Origin of the sequence: uncultured Campylobacter sp. (assembly GCF_937981295.1) — a bacterium.
Classification (GTDB): domain Bacteria; phylum Campylobacterota; class Campylobacteria; order Campylobacterales; family Campylobacteraceae; genus Campylobacter_B.
In genome coordinates this window covers 1-14965 of record NZ_CALJPC010000025.1, presented here as the reverse complement: position 1 = coordinate 14965, position 14965 = coordinate 1, and the positions used below count along the sequence as shown (strand labels likewise).

Genomic DNA, 14965 nt, shown 5'->3' with positions numbered 1-14965 from the left:
GGATTTTAATCTAAATTTTACTCATAAATTTTGAGATTATTTTATAAGTGCATGGCGCACGGCTTGTGGGAATAAAATTTTAAACAGATTTTGTGCAAAATTTCAAAATGTAGCTCAAGCTCGCAAACAGATAAATTCACTGCAGCCTTGCGTTTAGAATTCAGCGCTAGTGATAAATTTCGCATCTTTACTTCGGTGCAAATTTTAAAATTCTATATAGGAGATAAAATTATAAGCCCGCGCAATGCATGAATTCTAAAATTCCACATCGCCTATAGAATTCCACGCCTCACACGACACATAAGTTTTGAAAATTTTAAAATCCCACATCGTAGATAAAATTTAGAAATTTTTTTATGGTAAAATTTTAAAGCTCTGCCACAAATCCTCTGTCCGCGCGGCGAGTTCCAAATCCGTCTAGAACTTAGATTTTCCTCACCAGCTCAGGAATTATCGCTTCGAAATCGACCCCTTCGTAGTCCTTGCGCTCCTCGTCGCTCATCGTCTCTTTTATCGTGCTGACGACGAAGTCCGCAGCGATACGGACCGCAGTTTCCAGGGACTTGCCGCGCATTATTGCGCCAAAGGCTACGGCGGCGAAAATATCGCCGGTGCCGTTAAATTTAACCGGCAGCAGCTCGTGAAAATACTCGTTCGTCCTGCCCGTGCGCGCATCGTAGCTGAAAACCCCGCACTGATCGGCGATGTAGCCGATACCCTTTAAAATAACCTGTCTGGCGCCCAGCTCTCGAAGCCTTGCAAGCAGATCCATTATGAAATCCCTATCCGCATCCTCGCGGTACGGCACGCCTGTAATCGCGCAGGCCTCGGTGATATTGGGCGTGATGATGTCGGCTTGAGCGCACAGAAGCGCCATCATACGAGCAAAATCCTCGTTAAAGCCAGGATAAAATACGCCGTTATCGCCCATACAAGGATCTACCAAAATAGTTTTGCCCGCGCCGCCGAAGCTCGCAAATAGCTCGCTCATAATCTCGATCTGTGCCGCCGAGCCCAAAAAGCCCGTGTAGATGCCGTCAAATACCACTCCGCGGTCTTTCCAATGCGCCATGATCGCGCGTATTTGAGAGCTTAGATCGCAAAAGGTGTAGCCCGAAAAGCCCGTATGCATTGATAAAACCGCCGTAGGGATCACGCTCGTACTGATCCCCATCGCGCTTAGTATCGGCAAGGCGACGGTCAGCGAAACCTTGCCCACGCAGGATATATCTTGAACGGTAAGAACTTTTTTCATCACAATTCCTAAAATTTTTGGCTCTATTTTACCGCTATTTATATTAAAAAGGCGAATTTAAATAAAATTTACTCTACGAATAGTCTAAATTTATGATATTTTTGGCGTTTTTCCGCTAAATTTTAAGTTGAGTTCGCCGCAAATTCGGCGTATAAATTTAAAAAGGCAAAAAATGATAACCGCAAAAGCTCTCTATGCATCCGCGCGCCTTAGATCGCTGCCGCTTAGCGTCTCGGGCGTACTGCTCGGCAGCGGCGCGGCATACGGTGCGGGCGTATTTAGAGCGGATATTTTCGCGCTGGCGCTGCTTACGACGCTGCTGTTTCAGGTGCTAAGCGACTACGCTAACGACTACGGCGACGCGGTAAAGGGCACCGACGACGAGGGCAGGCTGGGACCACGTCGCGCGATACAAACGGGACAGATGAGCGCGGAGCAGATGAAGCGCGTCATCGTCGCTACGGCGCTACTTGCGGCATTTTCTAGCCTCGCGCTAAGCGTTTTGGCATTCGGCGAGCGGTTTTATCTCGTGGCTCTATTTTTGACGCTTGGCGGCGCGTCGATATACGCCGCGATCCGCTACACCGTGGGCGCCGGCGCATACGGCTATAAGGGGCTTGGCGACGTTTTCGTGTTTTTGTTTTTTGGGCTTTTGAGCGTACTGGGCTCGTATTTTTTATATGCCCGCTCGCTTGATGCGGCGCTACTGCTGCCTGCGTGCGCGTGCGGGATGCTAAGCACCGCCGTGCTAAATCTAAACAACATGCGCGACATCCAAAACGACGCGCTCAAGGGCAAGCGCACGATCCCCGTTCGTATCGGACTGCGCGCAGCCAAACGTTACCACTACGCGCTGATCGCGGGCGGAGCGGGATTGATGCTTTGCTACTCGCTTTTGCGCGGCGGCTCGGGCGTGAGATTGCTCTACGCGCTGAGCTTCGCGCCGCTACTTCGGCATCTCTTTTTCGTCTCGCGCGTGTGGGAGTGCTGCCACTTCGACGGACAACTCAAGGTCGTCGCGCTGTGCACGTTTGCGATGTCGGCGCTGTTTTTCGTCGGGGAAATTTTAGGCTAAATTTAAATGCCGCGCAGATAAAATTTACGTCGGCACCGCAGCAAAGTCCTCTCGCGCAAAAGCGCTTTGTGCGAGTTCTCCTAATCTTGCAATCAACCTGCTTGTCGCACAGCAAAGCGTCTGCGGCAAGCTCGCTCAATGAAAACGTCCATAGCATATCTCTGTCCGCCTGATGGCTACCGCAATAAAATTTAAGGGGGCAAACTCCAGGTCTCCGCGCCGTCTTGTATCGTTAAATTAAGCGAGCAATACCGCTCTTAAGTCCATACAAGCCCCGTCACACCACGCTTTAATTGCCGTTTTGACGGCGAGTTGCCCGCCTTTTGCGTCAAATTTAAAAACTAGAGCATTAATTCTACAAAAGGCCCGCGTGTTTGGCGCGGTGGGCTTTGTGCTTATTGCACGGCGGCAGTTCGCACCGCAAACGTTGCTTTAGCCCTACTTTTGAGCCCTCGCGCCGCTAAAATTTTACTAAATTTTACGCACCGCCTTTTTGAAACGATGCTTGCAAAACCATGTCTTTCTGCACATAGCCCCTTAAAATTCGAAGCAATTTTGCACATTGTTTAGAACTTCGCGGTCGCAATATCCGCCGTTTTGCTCGCAAAAGTCCAAAACCGCCACCTCATTCGGCACGCGGCGAGCTCGCAAAATCCAGTATGAGCCTATGCGTGCCGTCGCAGTCGCGATGCGCCAAGCTCTAGCCCAAGAACTTAAATAGCCCCTCAAACTCCGCCCTATTCATAGACAGGCTCTTTTCAAACAGATCTCGCTGCCGCTACGCCGCGAGCTTTTTGAGTTCCTTTTTCTAGATTTTTCCACTCTTTCTCCTTTGCTGCGCCGCCTTGCCGCACGAATATCCTTTGGGCGCATTAACCTCATACCCGTCGTCCCCCGCCCTCAAGCGGGATGCAAATTTCATCCAAACCGTGCGCTACCTCGTCTATACCGAAATAACGCTTATTAATTTTAGCAGAGCGAAATTATAGCAAAAGCAGAGCGCGAAATCGCAAATCCGATGATTAAATTTTATCTAGAATAAAGAGCTATGTTTTCGGCTAAATTTTGCCGTACCGAGGGATAAAATTTAGCAAATTCGGATGAAATTCTATCGAGTAGATGTGTAGAATTTGACCATAATCTAAAACAAAAGCGGCCGCGCTCGAAATACGGCCGCTAAATTTTAAAATTTTACTTCTCAAACGCCTTTTCTACGCTAAACGGAAACGCCTGATAGCCCATCGCGTTGGTCATTTTGATTTCGATTGACGGCTCTTTTGCGCCCCACTCAAACTCGTTGATGTGAGGGCTAGGTACGCCGACCGGGCGACCTTTGGCGATGTCAAACTGCATGCCCGCGACCGCAGAGTAAACCATCACGCTATCTAGATCGTCTTGATACTGCGCGAGCGAGGTAACCGAGCTGTACCACTCGCTGCCGCGCTGTTTGCCGTACTCCCAGACTTGCTCGACGGTTTTAGCTTTTTCGTCGATTTTATAGACGACCGCGCGGGAGTATTTCATACCCGCCATCGCAGGCTGCTCCATGCCGCGGGTGTCGCCGTTGTCAAAGACGGTTAGATACACTACGCCCTTTTTAGACTTGCTGTCGATTCTAAATGCTGTGTGTTGCGTCCACTGCCAGTCAAATCCACCCTTCTCGCTCTCGTAGCCCGGGCATTTTGAGTATTCGTCCTCGCAGACGATCTTTTTGCCGTCTTTATCTACAGGCTGGAGCAAGTAGCCCTTAAACTGATCCTTCCAGCCTTTGTGCGCGCCCATTATCCACTTGACTTTTTTGTCGCGGCCGATCTTGATGACGGCGTCTTGGTGGCGGCTGGAAATGATGATACTATCGTCGCTTGGGTCGTAGTCCACGCTATTTACGTGCGCCCAGTTGCGTCCAGGGCCCGAGCCCACGATGTCGCCCCATTTTTCGTTCGTATCCATAGCGGCTAGCTCGTCCGTGCTCGCGGTGTGGCCCGCCTTGCTAGCGTCGATATTTAGGCACACCGCGCCCTGATCGAGCGTTTTTAACACGATGTCACGATACGGATCTAAAATTTCATACAGCCTAAAATCATCCACGACGTTGCCGTCGCGATCGACCTCGACGATGACGTCGCGCACGGTGCGGACATTTTTGCCGTCGGCGCGCTTATAGTTGGCGTTTGCCGCGCGGAGGAAGTAGTGGCCATTTTGCGCAACGTCCATGGAGTGCGAGAAGTCGTTGTAGCCCGCAGGCAGCTCGCGGTTAAAAATTTCGCGGCCCATTATGTCGTATTTGGCGTATCTTTGGCCATATCCCCACGTCATCGCGCCGTCGTCGTTTTGCTTAAAGCCCATCATGACGCCCGCAGAAAAAGGCTGCTTGAGGTCGTAAATTTTACTCGGCTCCAGGTACCAGCGCACTTCGCCTTTGGTGTCTAGGATGAAGTTATTCGGGCTGTAGTTCCACTCGATCGCGCCGCCTGCAGGGTTGTTCCACACGACTTTGGTGCCTTTGCCGGTTTTATTTACGAAGTTATTTACGTAGTAAAGGCGGTTAGCAAATTTCGCGCTCGGAGCCTTTACGACCTCGATTTTATCAAACAGCGCGCCTTTTTGAGACGGCATGCCGGAGCTCTCCAAATAGATCGCCGGAGCGTAAATTTTATAGCTTTCTTTTACGTGCTCGGTTTGACCCTTGTAAATTTTATCATACTCGACCTCGACGGTATTTTGATAGTCGGGATAGAGCCCAAAAACCGGGATTCCGCCATGCGTGCGCAGGTGTTTATCGGCGACTTTATAGCTGATAACCTGACCGCCAGGCTTTGGTACGATAGTGACTTTCGCGTTTGCTAGCGTGTATCCGCCGTTTTTGATGACCGCCGTTAGAGGCGCGATGTCGTATGGGTTTACGACTACTTCGCCGATCTTGCCCGGGACGGCGTAGTCTATGTGCGCGCCGCTAGGTCCGCCGATAGCTAGCGCTGCCGTGCTTAGACCGCCGAGCAACGCCGCGGCTAGCGCAAATGAGGAAAGAGTTCGCTTCATCTTATTCTCCTTTGAATTGGTTTGATATCGTAATTTTAATCAACCTCGCTAACGTAGAAATCACGCGTTTATTAAAACTTGCTTAATTGTAAAAAATAATTTCAAATTTTAGCTTTTGCGCCAAAATTTAGCCGAAATTCTATAAATTTAATCTAAAATTTATCTTAGCGTGAGTTCTGCGGCGGCGAGAGGATATAAAATTAACTCAAACAAAATCATTTTAAGGAGCACTCCATGAACCTACTTTCTAAATTTAGCAAAGGCTTTCTAACAGTCGCGATGTTTGGCGCCATAAGCGCTGCCGCGTTTACCGAGGGCGAGGACTACGTCAAGCTAGAAAAACCGCTACCCGTAGAGCAAAACACACTGGTTAAGGTCTTTAGCTACGCATGCCCGTTTTGCTATAAATACGACAAAACCGTCACTCCGAAGGTCGTCGAAAAGGTCGCGGGGCTAAAATACGTGCCGTTTCATCTAAAAACCAAGGGCGAATACGGCGAGGCGGCGAGTAAAATTTTTGCCGTTTTAGCCGTGATGGACGAGGAAAAGGGCGTGAGCCTGCTAGATGAAAACTCGCTGTTTAAAAAGGCTAAATTTGCCTACTACAAAGCCTATCACGATCAAAAGCAGCGCTGGAGCGACGGCAAGGACGAGGCTGCGTTTTTAAAGACGGGGCTTGATGCGGCCGGCATTAGCGAAGCGGACTATCAAAAAAAGCTAGGGGATCCAAAAGTCGCCGAACTGCTTAAAAAATGGGACGAGAGTTACGACGTAGCAAAGATCCAAGGCGTGCCGGCCTTTGTCGTAAACGGCAAATACCTCATCATGACGAAGTCGATCAGCTCCATCGACGGCATGGCGCAGCTAATTGAAGAGCTACTCAAAAAATAGGGCGCGGGCATGAAATTTGCGGAAAAAATAGCAAAATTCGCAGACAGCCGTCTGCCGTGGGCGATCCTCGTAGCAGTGAGCGTAGGGCTTGTTATCCTCGCGCACTCGCTGTTTCAAAACTACGTCTATATGCCGCCTTGCGAGCAGTGCGTCTATATCCGCTTTGCATTTTTGTGCATGGCGCTAGGAGGCCTGGTTGCGATCATAAATCCTAAAAATTTGCTCCTCGCGCTCGCGGGCTACCTATTAGCCTTTTGGGGCGCGATCCAGGGCATAATGTATAGCGTCAAGCTCGCCAAGATCCACGACGCCGTGCACGGAGACGATCCGTTCGGCGTGCAGGGCTGCTCGACCGAGCCGCACTATCCGTTCGGCCTGCCGCTTGAGCGGTGGGCGCCCGATTGGTTCTTGCCTACGGGCGACTGCGGCTACGATAATCCGCTAGTGCCCGAGGGCGTCACGCTAAGCGGCTTTCAAAAGTATCTGGTGGATCTTTATGGAGACGGCTGGTATCTGATCCCATCAAGCAAATTTATGTCGATGGCAGACTGCACGCTCATCGGCTTTGGTGTCTGCTTCGTCGTGCTCGCCGCGATGTTCGTTTGCAAAATTTTAACCCTCGCAAAAGCTTAAATCGGTCTAAATTTAGACCGATTTTGCTATACTCGCCGTATGAAAGCCTTACGCGAACATAATTTTAAAATTTACTTCATCATCATTTTCGCAAGCCTTTTCGTGGTGCTTTTGGGCGTAAAAAACTACGAGGACGCCAAGGCGCAGATCACGGCGCTCGCGGATAAAAACAAGATCGCCGCTAGCGAAAATATGGTCGGGAATTTCTCGTTTTGGCTAGACGAGCGGCTGCGTTCGCTGGTGCGCGCGGCTAAATTTATGCAAAACGCAGGCGCGATACGAGACGACGAAAAGCTCGGCGGCTTCATACGTCTTTTTAAAGAAAACTCCGCGGAATTCGACGCTTTGCAGTTTTTGCGCGAGGACGGAGAAATTTTCGTAGACGGCAAGGAGCTAGGCGAGAACGAAGCGATGCCAAAGAGCCTTCGCACGGGGCTTGTTTGGTTTGAGGAGACTAAAAGCACGCTAGCACCCACGGTAAATTTTATGCAGCGCCATAAAATTTTAGGCGAGCCGACGCTAAATTTATGCGTGCCCGTGCTGGACGGCGGCTCGTTTGCGGGGGTGTTTTGCGGCGTGGTGAAGCTGCAAAACATACTAAAAAATATGGAAAAATTTAAGCTAGCGCCCGATTCATACGCCTTTATCGTCACCCACGGCGGCGAAATTTTAACGCCGATGAAGGATGCGGCGCTAAAAAAGCAGATCGAGGATAAATTTAAAGAGCTTTTCCTGCGGGGCGAAGATATCACGAGCCTAAATATCGGATCAAATTTCATCTCCGTCGCCGAGATCCCCACGCTAAACTGGTTCATCGGCGCAGGAACGGATAACGAAAAGGAGCTTGCAGCGCTGCTTAACTCCGTGCTAAAAAACGCTCTCATCCTGCTTTTTGCGTTCGCGGCGCTGGCGCTAGTGGCAAATTTCCTCCATAACTTTATGTATTCAAAAATCAAAAACCTGCAAGACGACTACGAGGCCCTGCTCAAGCACAAAGCCCGTATGAACGAGGCGGGCGAGCTAATCAGCGGTATAAATCATCAGTTTATCCAGCCGGTTAATTCGCTAAATTTGATGATCTCAAGCCTGCTCATGCTGCAAAAAGACGGCAAGTTAGACGCCGCGACGCTAGAGAGTATGCTGCAAAAGGGCCAGGCGGCGACCGTGCTTTTAAGCGATACGATCGAGATTTTTAGAAATTTTTATAAAACGAGCGACAGCCCGCAAAAATTTAGCGTGCAGCGCTGCATAAAAGACCTGCTAAAGCTCATGCACACCGAGCTTAGCAAAGCAAACGTCTCGGTGAGCTTGCGCGAGTTTCAAGACGAAGAGGCCACGCAGCGCATGGGCATCGTGCAGCAAATTTTACTCATCCTCATTCACAACGCAAAAGACGCGGTCGTGGAGCGCTACAAAGACGAGATTGCCAAACGGCAGGTTTTTTTGGACGTCAAATTTGAAAACGGCATGTGCAAAATATCCGTCACGGACTACGGTAGCGGTGTGAGCAGGGAGCTTCGGGATAAAATTTTAACCCAGCCAAAAACCACCAAAAAGCAAGGAAGCGGCATCGGGCTGTATTTCGGCAAAAAGCTCGCAAACGAGAAGCTCGCAGGCGATATCAAGCTACTAAGCGCGGGCGATCCGACGACGTTTGAGCTGAGCTTTGAGATAAATTTAAAGGAGTGAGATGCAAGAGCATTTAAAGCTGCTTAAAGACCTAACCGTCCTCATCGTCGAGGACGACGAGATCGCAAGGGAGCTGCTAATAGGCGGGCTAAAGCCCTACTGCCTTAGCGTCTGGGGCGCGGGCGACGGGCTAGAGGGGCTGGAGCGCTTTAAAAAGCTAGCTCCCGCCATCGTCATCACCGACATCCACATGCCCGCGATGAACGGCTTTGAGATGATGAAGGAGATGATGCGCATCAAACCCGCGCAAAAATTTATCGTCTTTACCTCCTACGACACCGACGACAACCTCATCAAAAGCATCGAGCACGGCGCGGCATCGTTTCTAAAAAAACCCGTCGATATCGCGGCGCTTTGCCGTCTGCTAGTGGCTCTAACCTACGAAAAGGACGAAAAGCTCGTGCGTCTGGGCCCGCAAACCAGTATAAATCTCGCCAAAGAAAAGATCTACAAAAACGGCGAGGAAATTTATCTCTCATTTTTGCAAAACAAGCTCTTTTGGCTCTTTGCGTACAATCTAAACAAGCTCGTGAGCTACGAGATGATCGAGGAGTTCGTCTACGAGGGCGAGCAAACGAGTAAGGGCGCGATACAAAACGTCGTGCTAAGGCTAAAGCGGGAGCTGGAGGTTAAATTTAAAAACATTAGCGAGAGTGGATATATACTGCTAAGCGGCGAGTAGGGTAAATTTAGCGGCTCGTCTCGCGAGCGCTTTTTAATGAGTTTTGTTTTTGCTCCTGCGGCAACCTATTTGGTTAGCCCTTGTCGCAAAAACTGCAACAACATTAAAAATCATCTCACGATACTTCGCTTTGACGTTTTATGTTCAAATTTGGCGTTAAATTTTATTTTGCGGCTCGTCTTTTTCCGTCATACTTCGCTTCGCTTCCCTTGCGGTCTCAACTGCAAGCAGAAAGCGGCTCGCTCGGCTTCGATCACGGGCGAGCGAGTCCGCTCCCTCGCCTCGTTTGCCGCTGCCTCGTCTGACGTAAAAATACTTCACCTTGAAATTTTACATTTAAATTTAAAGTCAAATTTTTAAATTTTAGCTCAAATTTTACCCGCCTAGACTCGCACCTTGAAAATATAAAATTTAGACATTATCGTTCCGCGCGGCTTAGCGATAAAATTTGCTAGAACCCTGCCGCTGCGGCTAAATTTAATGCAGCGCGTAAAACAAAGCTTGCTTTGACGCGGCGAAACCTATTTCGCCAGCAGCTCCTTTACCGCGGCGGCCATTTCATCGACGGAGCCGAACGAAGCCGTGTTTAAGAGATACTTGCCGCTGACGACAAATGCCGGCACGCCTGAAATCACCGCGACTTCGTAGCCCGCGTCCCACTGCGCGAGCAGAGCCTGCGCCTTTTTGCTAGCAAGCGCAGCTTCGTATTCGCTCATGCTCACGCCCGCGGCATCCAGCGCGGTTTTGATGAACCTTTGTTTATCACTGCCGCCGCCAAAATCATCCTTTTTGTCGTGGACCGCTTTGTAAATCGCGAATTTCGCCTTTTTAAATTTCGACTCGTCGCTTAGTAGGCTCACATCGTCCTTTTCATCAAGCACGATAAGGGCTGCAAATATACCGCTCGCCGTCTGTCCGAACACACCCTTGGTCTTTAGATGCCACGGCAAAAACTCCGCCCCTTCGAGCTTTTTCATCAGCTGCGGCGTGACCGTCCTATCAAACGCATAGCAGTGCGGGCACTCGTAGTTAAAAATTTTGACGACGCTGTTTTTCGGCACGTTTAGCGGCTTTTGCAACACTTGATAATTAACGCCCTCCTCTAGCGCGTTTGCGCCCGAGCCAAGTAAGCAAACGGCAGCTAAAATTCTTAAAAATTTAGCGATTTTCATAAAATTCCTTTGCGGTAAATTTTAAAGATTGTATAAAATAAAGGGTAAATTTGAAATAAAATCTAAGCAACGAGCTTCTTTTTTAATTCTTTAACCATTTCGAGTTTAAGTTCCTTGGTTGTATAATGCCTGAAATTTTACATTTCAAAACAAGGAGTAGCTATGAAAAAGTCTATTTGTATCGCGATTTTGCTATGCGCCAGTTTGATGGCGAGTGAGTGCACCGCAGTGTATGGAGATGGAAAAACGGAGCTAAAGCTTGCTACGGGAAGCCCGGGAGAGCTTGGGCTACTCGAAGTTTTATCTAATGAATTTAGCAAGGCAAACGACACCAAAATTTGCTGGATAAAAGCAGGAAGCGGTCAGACTCTCGAACTTTTGAAAAATAAAAAGATAGATATCGCTATGGTTCACGCTCCAAAGGCGGAAATAAGCGCCGTAAAAGAGGGCTGGGCTACGCAAAGGACGTTGATCGGATCAAACGAGTTTTTTATCGTAGGGCCTAAAAACGATCCCGCAAAGATAAAAACCGCCCAAAACGTAACAGAAGCCTATACTGATATAGCCAAGTCCCAAAGCCTTTTTTACACCAGAGCGGACAACTCCGGAACTCATAAAAAAGAGCTTAGTATCTGGAAAATGGCAAATATCGTTCCACAAGGCCAGTGGTATGAGGCAAATAAAGATTTTATGTTAGCGACTCTTTTAAAAGCTGATAAAAACGGAGCATATTTTATGAGCGATAGCAGTACTTGGGTCGTGGCGAAAAAAGATATAAAATCCAGCGAAATTCTATTTCGTGGCGATAAATATCTAATAAATACGTATTGCGCCCTAAGACAAAACGATAGCGATACTGCCGAAAGCAAGAAATCGAAAGATTTTATAGATTTCGTAGCTTCAAGCGCAGGGCAAGAGATAATTAAAAATTACGGTAAAGACAGATACGGAGAAGGGCTTTACAACGACGCCGCATACGCTCAGAAATATTTTATAAGCGAGTAGAATTTAAGTCTTAAAAGATAAAATTCGGCAAATTTGATAAGCCGAATTTCGACGACGCGGTGGGTAAAATTTAAGCAAGCGGGTTAAATTCCAAACCGAATTTAACCCGCCGCAGTAAATTCTAAATTTACTGCGGCAATCCCAGCAAATTTAATCTCGCCGCGAAATTTTAATAATCAAAAATATTCGGATCAATCACCAGCGCGCGGTAGGCTACGTCGTCTCTAGACGCCGACTCCACGTCCATTTCAAATTTAATGTCGTTTGTTTTCGGATCGATCTCCACGAGTACCATTTTGATCGTCTTATCGGGCTTTAGCAGATAGACGTTCGAGCTTGAGATGAAGTACGTGCTTTTATCCTTTTGCCACTCCACGTTGCTCGTAACCGCGCTATAGAAGTCAAATCCGCGCTCCTTGCCAAACTCCCACGTCTGCTCGACGGTGCCCTTTTTCTCGTCGATCTTGTACTCGACCGCGCGAGAGTATTTTTGCTCTTTTAGCGCAGGCTGCTCCATGCCGCGACCGTCGCCGTTGTCAAATACGCTGATGTGCTTTATGCTGCCCCTGTTATCATAGCGCGGAGTGAGCCACGCAGTGTGCTGCGTCCACGACCAGTCAAAATCGCCCTCGCATCTTGAGTTTTCGCATTTGATCTTGTTGCCGTTTTTGTCCACGGGCACTAGCACTTTTTCTTTAAAGTCCGCACTCCAGCCCTCAGGAGACGCTAGGATCCATTTTACTTTTTTGTCGCGACCGATCTTAACTATGCCTTGGTGGCGAAGCGAGAGGATGATGCCGTCGTCGCTAGGATCGTGCGAGATCGAGTTTACGTGCGCCCAGTTGCGTCCCGTGCCGGTCGAGGTCACGTCGCCAAAAGGCAGATCGTCGCTGATTTTGATCTCTTTGGCGTCCATGTCGATATTTAGGCACACTGCGCGAGCGTCAAGAGCCTTGATTAGGTTGCTGCGGTAGACGTTTTTGCCGAAAATTTCATTCAGATCCCACTCGTCCACAACCTTGCCGCTGCCGTCCACTTCGATGATGTGATCTCTGATCGTGTGCGAGAGCCTGCCGTCTGCGTGGTGGTAGTTGTATTTACCGACGCGAAGCAGCAAATGATCGCCCTTAAGCGGCATCACTTCGTGGCTAAGGTCGATGTAGCCGCGCGGCAGCTCGCGATTATACACCTCCTTGCCCATCATGTCGTAGCGCATATATCGCTGCGCCATGCCCCAGCTCAGATCGCCGTTTGGCAGCTGATGAAAGCCCATCATCATACCGCCGTCCATCACTCTGCGCTCGCTGCGGTCGTAAAATTTCTGATAATCCAGATACCATCTGACCTCGCCCTGCGTATCGACGACGAAATTTTCGGTGAAATCATTCCAGCTAGCGGCACCGCCGTTTTTCCAATCAAGCGGCTTATGGACGCTCGTGATAGTGTTGTTGATGAGATAGAGCCTGTTTTTAAACGCAGGATCGACCTTTTTGACCTTCATCTTTTGCATGTGGCTAAATCTATAATCTCGGCTATACGTCACGATCGGCTGAGCGTAAATTTTATACTTTTCGACCTTCTTTTCGCCGTTAAAAACGTAGCTCACCTCAACTTCGTTTAGATAGTCGGGATACAGCCCCCAGATCGGCACGCCGTCGTGCGTCAGCAGCGCATGCTCGGAGACGTTATAGGCGATGTCGATACCGCCGCCCGGTTTACCGAGCACCCGCACGCGGATATCCTTGATGTCCTTGCCCGCCCTATCGATGACGGCCGTTAGAGGCGCCACGTCGTAGGGGTTGATAAACACCGAGCCAAGCTCGCCCTGCACTTTCACCTGGTGGGCTAAAACGCCCGCGCTCGCCGTCTGCAGCACCGCTATAAAAGCGCCGCCCGCCAAGGCCGCAGCCAAAACGATAGAACCGAAAAAATTCTTACGCATATTTGCTCCTTTTGGGTAAATTTATTGAATTTTACTATTACCAAGTCACACAATAATCATACTAGCTTTAAATCAAATTTAAAGTTAAATTCTAATATATCTACTTAAATTTTAGAACGCAAGCGAGACGGGTAACAGGCTAAAATTTGATATAATTAGCCCTGCTTTATCAAATTTAAGGAGAGAAAATGCCATTCGTAAATATAAAAGTAGCCGCTCCAGAGCCTACAAAAGAACAAAAAAAGCAAATCATCGCCGAGATTACGGACACGCTAGCGCGCGTATTAGACAAAGACCCAGCCGCAATACTCGTGATGATCGAAACGCTCAGTATGGACAGCATCGGTAAAAGCGGTCTAAGTCTTGAGGAGATCAAACAAAATAAAGAGAAAAAATGAGCGAATTTTTATAGGATTTTGAGCTAAAAATCACGCTCGCAGCGGGCGATACTTGCGCCGCTAAGCGGTCTAAATTTACCGAGCACGCAGGCGGGCAGCAGTTTAAAAACCGCCGCCGCAAGCCGTTCTAGCGGGCGAGAATCCGATCTCTCGCCCAAGATTATCGGCGGACGGACGATCTGAAGGCTGTCAAAGCCGAGCTCGCTCACGCGCCGCTCGATCTGCCCTTTGGCGCGCAGATAAAAGCTTGGCGAACCTTCGCTCGCACCCGGAGATGATACGAGCACGAAGCGCCGCACGCCCGCTGCTTTACCCCACTTCGCCGCCCCATAGACGTAGTCCACGTCCACGCGTAAAAACGCCTCGCGCGAACCCGCTTGCTTCATCGTCGTGCCCAGCGCGCAAAAAAATTCGTCAAATTTATGCGGCGCGATATCCGAGATACCCTCAAAATCAACGATCCGCGCGCGGAGCTTAGGACGGCAAAAGCCTATCTCGCGGCGCACCCACGCCTCTACCTCATCGTAACCCGGGCTCTCGCAAAGCTCGCGCACCAGCTCCCTGCCCACGACGCCCGTAGCGCCCAGCACCAAGGCGGATTTTCCCATTTTCGTTCCTTAAATTTCTTTAAATTTTACCGCGTTGTGCGGTTAAATTTTACTTTTACCGTGCCAAAAATTTCGTCTAGTTTGCAAGTCGAGCCCGAAAATTGCGCGCTTGAGCTCGCATCGCAAGTCAAATACATAGCTCACGCGTTAAATTTCAAAGCCACGTTCGGCGCGAAATGTACATCAAATCAGCTTAAATTTTATAAGGCTATACGCAGTCTAGAAGCTGCCGTTTCATCGCGACGCGCTAAAAGCGTAAAAATCAGCGTTCTCCCGCGTAGTCAAATCGCGCAGCTTGCAGGCTAAACTCGAAGCTGTTTCGATCCACCGCACCCACGCATGCATCGCTATCGTAAAGTGCAAGCAAAAATTCCGCCATCTCCTCGCTTGAATGATAGCGCTTAAAAGCAAGATCGTAGTCGTAGCCCGTATCATCCGTCGCCACGGGGCCAAATTCCGTTTTAGTCGCGGCGGGCGCTAGAACTTTAGCCTGCATTTTAGCCTCTTTATCCTGCGCCAGCTCGCGGTGCAAGCCCTCGGTAAAGACGCTTACGAAAAACTTGCTCGCGCAGTAGG

General features: G+C 49.3%; 14 protein-coding genes and 1 pseudogene. 8 read left to right on the top strand and 7 right to left on the bottom strand.

The annotated features are described in order from the left end of the window. Positions 1–424: 424 nt before the first annotated feature. Positions 425–1255, bottom strand: a complete 831-nt coding sequence (locus tag Q0135_RS02400; RefSeq protein ID WP_297987957.1) for a pyridoxamine kinase — start codon at positions 1253–1255, stop codon at positions 425–427. 172 nt (positions 1256–1427) lie between these two features. Here Q0135_RS02400 and menA point away from each other — a divergent pair, with 172 nt between their 5' ends. Continuing rightward, positions 1428–2330 (top strand): 1,4-dihydroxy-2-naphthoate octaprenyltransferase, encoded by a 903-nt coding sequence (menA, locus tag Q0135_RS02395; protein WP_297896389.1) that lies wholly within the window; start codon positions 1428–1430, stop codon positions 2328–2330. Positions 2331–2867: 537 nt separating this feature from the next. Here menA and Q0135_RS02390 read toward each other — a convergent pair. Together Q0135_RS02390 and Q0135_RS02385 are read right to left on the bottom strand one after the other, a co-directional pair. Then, entirely contained in the window at positions 2868–3059 is a 192-nt protein-coding gene (locus tag Q0135_RS02390) for a hypothetical protein (protein WP_297962430.1), read from the bottom strand. Positions 3060–3521: 462 nt separating this feature from the next. Beyond that, entirely contained in the window at positions 3522–5369 is a 1848-nt protein-coding gene (locus Q0135_RS02385; RefSeq protein WP_297987955.1) for an aryl-sulfate sulfotransferase, read from the bottom strand. A 234-nt stretch (positions 5370–5603) separates the two neighbouring features. Between Q0135_RS02385 and Q0135_RS02380 the strand changes: the two genes are divergently transcribed. The 5 genes from Q0135_RS02380 to Q0135_RS02360 are packed head-to-tail and all read left to right on the top strand — an operon-like array spanning position 5604 to position 9624. Further along, a complete protein-coding gene (locus Q0135_RS02380; RefSeq protein ID WP_297987953.1) occupies positions 5604–6260 on the top strand; it encodes a thiol:disulfide interchange protein DsbA/DsbL in 657 nt (218 codons plus the stop codon). Between the two features lie 9 nt (positions 6261–6269). Continuing rightward, positions 6270–6893, top strand: a complete 624-nt coding sequence (gene dsbI, locus Q0135_RS02375; RefSeq protein WP_297987951.1) for a protein-disulfide oxidoreductase DsbI — start codon at positions 6270–6272, stop codon at positions 6891–6893. A 39-nt stretch (positions 6894–6932) separates the two neighbouring features. Then, positions 6933–8582: a sensor histidine kinase gene (locus Q0135_RS02370; protein ID WP_297987948.1), complete on the top strand. Its 1650-nt coding sequence runs from the start codon at positions 6933–6935 to the stop codon at positions 8580–8582. Between the two features lies 1 nt (position 8583). Beyond that, the gene (locus tag Q0135_RS02365; protein WP_297987946.1) at positions 8584–9264 is read left to right on the top strand and encodes a response regulator; all 681 of its coding nucleotides are present in this window, start codon (positions 8584–8586) and stop codon (positions 9262–9264) included. Between the two features lie 36 nt (positions 9265–9300). Continuing rightward, positions 9301–9624: a hypothetical protein gene (locus Q0135_RS02360; protein ID WP_297987944.1), complete on the top strand. Its 324-nt coding sequence runs from the start codon at positions 9301–9303 to the stop codon at positions 9622–9624. Positions 9625–9785: 161 nt separating this feature from the next. Here the strand turns inward: Q0135_RS02360 and Q0135_RS02355 are convergent, their stop codons facing one another. After that, a complete protein-coding gene (locus Q0135_RS02355) occupies positions 9786–10436 on the bottom strand; it encodes a thiol:disulfide interchange protein DsbA/DsbL (protein WP_297987942.1) in 651 nt (216 codons plus the stop codon). Positions 10437–10598: 162 nt separating this feature from the next. Here Q0135_RS02355 and Q0135_RS02350 point away from each other — a divergent pair, with 162 nt between their 5' ends. Continuing rightward, complete coding sequence (locus tag Q0135_RS02350; protein ID WP_291939157.1) at positions 10599–11441, top strand: substrate-binding domain-containing protein; 843 nt, start codon at positions 10599–10601, stop codon at positions 11439–11441. Positions 11442–11610: 169 nt separating this feature from the next. Here Q0135_RS02350 and Q0135_RS02345 read toward each other — a convergent pair whose 3' ends face one another. Continuing rightward, complete coding sequence (locus Q0135_RS02345) at positions 11611–13383, bottom strand: aryl-sulfate sulfotransferase (protein WP_297987939.1); 1773 nt, start codon at positions 13381–13383, stop codon at positions 11611–11613. Between the two features lie 188 nt (positions 13384–13571). Between Q0135_RS02345 and Q0135_RS02340 the strand changes: the two genes are divergently transcribed. Then, positions 13572–13781 (top strand): 4-oxalocrotonate tautomerase family protein, encoded by a 210-nt coding sequence (locus Q0135_RS02340; RefSeq protein WP_297879942.1) that lies wholly within the window; start codon positions 13572–13574, stop codon positions 13779–13781. Between the two features lie 23 nt (positions 13782–13804). Here Q0135_RS02340 and Q0135_RS02335 read toward each other — a convergent pair whose 3' ends face one another. Further along, positions 13805–14389: an NAD(P)H-binding protein gene (locus Q0135_RS02335; RefSeq protein ID WP_297987937.1), complete on the bottom strand. Its 585-nt coding sequence runs from the start codon at positions 14387–14389 to the stop codon at positions 13805–13807. Between the two features lie 262 nt (positions 14390–14651). Beyond that, positions 14652–14965 (bottom strand): annotated as a pseudogene (locus Q0135_RS02330) (oxidoreductase); the annotation flags it as partial.

Bases quoted from the DNA above. Each gene is read 5' to 3' on its own strand.
- Q0135_RS02360 (WP_297987944.1), top strand. From the start codon at position 9,301: ATGAGTTTTGTTTTTGCTCCTGCGGCAACCTATTTGGTTAGCCCTTGT.
- Q0135_RS02400 (WP_297987957.1), bottom strand. From the start codon at position 1,255: ATGAAAAAAGTTCTTACCGTTCAAGATATATCCTGCGTGGGCAAGGTT.
- dsbI (WP_297987951.1), top strand. From the start codon at position 6,270: ATGAAATTTGCGGAAAAAATAGCAAAATTCGCAGACAGCCGTCTGCCG.
- Q0135_RS02380 (WP_297987953.1), top strand. From the start codon at position 5,604: ATGAACCTACTTTCTAAATTTAGCAAAGGCTTTCTAACAGTCGCGATG.
- Q0135_RS02355 (WP_297987942.1), bottom strand. From the start codon at position 10,436: ATGAAAATCGCTAAATTTTTAAGAATTTTAGCTGCCGTTTGCTTACTT.
- menA (WP_297896389.1), top strand. From the start codon at position 1,428: ATGATAACCGCAAAAGCTCTCTATGCATCCGCGCGCCTTAGATCGCTG.
- Q0135_RS02370 (WP_297987948.1), top strand. From the start codon at position 6,933: ATGAAAGCCTTACGCGAACATAATTTTAAAATTTACTTCATCATCATT.
- Q0135_RS02365 (WP_297987946.1), top strand. From the start codon at position 8,584: ATGCAAGAGCATTTAAAGCTGCTTAAAGACCTAACCGTCCTCATCGTC.
- Q0135_RS02335 (WP_297987937.1), bottom strand. From the start codon at position 14,389: ATGGGAAAATCCGCCTTGGTGCTGGGCGCTACGGGCGTCGTGGGCAGG.
- Q0135_RS02345 (WP_297987939.1), bottom strand. From the start codon at position 13,383: ATGCGTAAGAATTTTTTCGGTTCTATCGTTTTGGCTGCGGCCTTGGCG.
- Q0135_RS02340 (WP_297879942.1), top strand. From the start codon at position 13,572: ATGCCATTCGTAAATATAAAAGTAGCCGCTCCAGAGCCTACAAAAGAA.
- Q0135_RS02385 (WP_297987955.1), bottom strand. From the start codon at position 5,369: ATGAAGCGAACTCTTTCCTCATTTGCGCTAGCCGCGGCGTTGCTCGGC.
- Q0135_RS02350 (WP_291939157.1), top strand. From the start codon at position 10,599: ATGAAAAAGTCTATTTGTATCGCGATTTTGCTATGCGCCAGTTTGATG.